Below are 3181 nucleotides of genomic sequence, written 5' to 3' on the forward strand. Positions count from 1 at the left end.
CCGCTATGGCGAAGATTTTAAGCACGTGTGAGGGCGATGTCCTCGACACGCTCTGCTACCGCGTGTACGGCAGCTTGCGGGGCACGGTCGAGGCCGTGTATGACGCGAATCCGGGGCTGGCGGCGAAACCCCAGCCGTTTGAAGCAGGCGTGAAGATCGTGATGCCCGAACTCGAGCGCCCGCGCGACGAATCGATCCAGTTGTGGAGTTGAGATATGGAAGCCATGTTCCAGGTCATCGCAAATGGCGAGGACGTGACGCGGGTGATCCAGGACCGGGTGCTGGAGATCCGCACTGTCGACAAGCCGGGGCTGGACGCGGACGAATGCACGCTCACGCTGGACGATCGCGACGGCCGGATCCGGTTTCCGCCCAAAGGGGCGACCTTGAAGATATCGCTGGGCTGGATGGGGCAGGGATTATCGATGCTCGGAGAGTATGCGGTCGACGAGGTTGGCGTGCGCGGGCCACCGGCGAGCGTGGTGATCCGTGGCAAGCCGGCGAACATGCGCGCGAGCGCGAAGACCCAGCGCGAGGGCAGCTGGACGAATGTAAAACTGGCCGACATCGTCGGCGAGATTGCGCGGCGTCACGGCTGGACGGCGGTGTGTGAGCTGGACGTGCTGATGCCGCGGGTGGACCAGTTCGGCGAGAGCGACCTGCATTTTGTGACGCGCGTGGCCCGGCAGGTCGGGGCCACCGCAACGGTGAAGGCCGGTCGCTTGCTGGTACTGCCGCGCGGCGCGGGCAGAAGCGCAAGCGGCAAGCGACTGCCGGCTGTCACGCTCACGCCGGACATGCTGCTCGATTACGACATCCAGTTCCCCGACCGCGCGAGCTTCGCGGCGGTGCGCGCGAAGGTGCATGACCGTAAGACCGGCAAAAAACTGGACCTGACGATCCCGAACCCCGACGCACCGTTGGGCGCATCCGCGGTGCACACCGAGCGGCACGCATTTGCGAGCGCGAGCGTGGCGAAGGCGGCGGCCACCTCCCGCCTGGCGAAACTGAACCGGCAGACCGCGACGAGTCGGTTGACGCTGCGCGGACGGGCGGATCTGGCGGCGGAAAAGACGGTGATGCTCAAGGGCTTCAAGGACGGTGTGGACGGCGCATTCCTGATCGAATCGGTGGAGCACAGCTACGCATCGCGTGGCTGGATCACGGTGGTGATGCTCAATGGGGGTAACGCGGGCAAGGCGAAGGTGGGGCACGGGAAGCCGCCGACGAAGTCCGTCAGTCTGGTGATTCCGGCGCCGGGCTGACGCGGGCCCGAAGACGAACGAAAAAATGCCACCCGCATGGGGTGGCATAAATTCCCACATCGAGGGCGACACCTCAAGGTAGAGGTATCAATTCGTATTAATGCGGCCATCCAGCTCGCAGCGCTTTCAAAAATCGCTCTAGCTCCAGGCGACTTGGGCGTTGCTCGGTCTCGGTTGTCCACGATCGCGATGAACAAAAAAATGCCACCCGCGCGGGTGGCATAAAACGGAATGACAAATTACCTGAGAGCCCGACGCCTTCGTCAGTGGAGACGTCAGGACATATCGTGCTGGCAAACAGGTTCGCCTGCTTTCAAAAATCAACCTGGCTGGGGGCGTCTGCCGGCAGCTCGCGATGAACCTATTAAAGACGAGAAACGATGGGTGAGGAAAAACAGGAACTCGCGGTACAGATCGCGACGCTCACGCAGCAGATGCGGGCGGTGGCGGCCAGCGTCGAGGACATCAAACGCTCGGTGCAGCCATTTGCCGATCTGGATCGGCGGCTCGCGGAAATGGCCGTGCGAGCGGAAACGGTACGCGAGGACGTGGGTTTGCTGTGGGGCCGCTCGCGCGCCGATGAACGTGCACGCGGCGAGCTGGCGCACGAGATCACCGATGTGGACCGGAAAGTCGATGCGATGAAACATACGGCGCGCGGTGCGGTCTGGGTGCTCGGCGTGTGCCTGGGTTTGGTACAGACCATGATGGTGGGCGCGATCGTCTGGGTCTTTACCCACATCAACGAAGGCGACGCGCTGAACCGCCTGCAACAGCAGCGTCTCGAGCAACTGGAGCAGGAAGTCAACAGGAGGCCAAACCCATGAAACTGCAAGACCGAATCGATGCGCTGCTCGGCCGCGAAGGCGGATTCTCGAATGATCCGGCCGATCGCGGCAACTGGTATCTCGGCAAACTCGAAGGAACCAGGTGGGGTGTCACGGCGGCCGAGGCGCGCGCGAACGGCTATACGGGCCCGATGCAGGCCTTGCCGCGCGAAACAGCGATTGCGATCTACGAAGCGCGGTATTGGCGAGAGCCGAAGTTCGACCAGCTCGAGACAATCTCGCCGGCCCTGGCCGACAAGCTGTTCGATATCGGCGTGAATGCCGGGCCGGCGACTGGCGTCAAATTCCTGCAGCGTGCGCTGAACTTGCTGAATCAGAACGGCAAGACGTTCGGGGACCTGACGCTCGACGGCGTCATCGGGCCGACCACGCTTGCCGCGCTCGAGGCGTGGCTCGCGCTGCGCGGGGTGGAAGAACACCGCGTGCTGCTGGGGATGATCGCGGCGCAGCAGTCGGTGTACTACCTCGAGCTGGCCGAGCGACGGCCGGCCAATGAAGCTTTCGAATACGGCTGGCAACTGAACCGGGCCTTGGGAGGATAAAGACATGCTGGAGATGTTGAAGACGGTGGCGCCGTGGCTCGTAACCGCACTCACGGGCGGGGTCCCGGGTATTGCGGTAATGGCGGCAACGACGATCGCGGAGAAGCTCGGGCTCAATGATCGTTCGGTCGAGGCCGTGAAAACCGCGCTAAGCGGCGAGGCGCTGACGCCCGACCAGTGGCTTGCACTGAAGCAGGCGGACGATGACTTTGCGCTGAAGATGCGGCAAGCCGGCTTTACGCACGCGCAGAACATGGCGGGGATTCAGGTGCAGGCCGATCAGGTGGCAGCAGGGGACCGGGCAAGCGCGCGGCAGTTATCCATCGCCGAGCATGACCACACCGCGCGCAATCTGGCGTACCTGTACACGCTCGCGCTGTTTGCGGTGATCGGGCTGGAGTTCTACTTGGCGATCGGCGGAATCCGGATGCCGGATATGGTGAAAACGACGCTCGACACACTACTCGGCGTGCTGATCACGATGGTGATCGGCTCGAAGGAATACTTCTTTGGATCGTCGTCGCGG

Annotated in this window: 5 protein-coding genes; all 5 read left to right on the plus strand. The window is 63.3% G+C overall.

Annotation, left to right across the window (positions count from 1 at the left end):
* Positions 1–5: 5 nt before the first annotated feature.
* Complete coding sequence (locus C7H84_RS35700; RefSeq protein ID WP_121863169.1) at positions 6–212, plus strand: tail protein X; 207 nt, start codon at positions 6–8, stop codon at positions 210–212.
* Positions 213–215: 3 nt separating this feature from the next.
* Positions 216–1265 carry a contractile injection system protein, VgrG/Pvc8 family gene (locus tag C7H84_RS35705; RefSeq protein WP_121863170.1) on the plus strand — a complete coding sequence of 350 codons (1050 nt, stop codon included), beginning with the start codon at positions 216–218 and terminating at the stop codon, positions 1263–1265.
* Between the two features lie 380 nt (positions 1266–1645).
* Positions 1646–2092: a hypothetical protein gene (locus tag C7H84_RS35710; RefSeq protein WP_121862828.1), complete on the plus strand. Its 447-nt coding sequence runs from the start codon at positions 1646–1648 to the stop codon at positions 2090–2092.
* On the plus strand, positions 2089–2655 hold the full coding sequence (locus tag C7H84_RS35715; RefSeq protein ID WP_121863171.1) for a glycosyl hydrolase 108 family protein: 567 nt from the start codon (positions 2089–2091) through the stop codon (positions 2653–2655). Before C7H84_RS35710 ends, C7H84_RS35715 begins: the two co-directional genes overlap by 4 nt.
* Before the next feature lie 4 nt (positions 2656–2659).
* On the plus strand, positions 2660–3181 hold a 522-nt coding region (locus C7H84_RS35720; RefSeq protein WP_121863172.1), incomplete at its 3' end, for a hypothetical protein.

This window comes from Burkholderia sp. Nafp2/4-1b (genome assembly GCF_003635165.1).
GTDB lineage: Bacteria > Pseudomonadota > Gammaproteobacteria > Burkholderiales > Burkholderiaceae > Burkholderia.

What these genes read in the sequence shown, in the direction of transcription:
- C7H84_RS35700 (WP_121863169.1), top strand. Translation starts at nt 6, where the DNA reads ATGGCGAAGATTTTAAGCACGTGTGAGGGCGATGTCCTCGACACGCTC.
- C7H84_RS35705 (WP_121863170.1), top strand. Translation starts at nt 216, where the DNA reads ATGGAAGCCATGTTCCAGGTCATCGCAAATGGCGAGGACGTGACGCGG.
- C7H84_RS35710 (WP_121862828.1), top strand. Translation starts at nt 1,646, where the DNA reads ATGGGTGAGGAAAAACAGGAACTCGCGGTACAGATCGCGACGCTCACG.
- C7H84_RS35715 (WP_121863171.1), top strand. Translation starts at nt 2,089, where the DNA reads ATGAAACTGCAAGACCGAATCGATGCGCTGCTCGGCCGCGAAGGCGGA.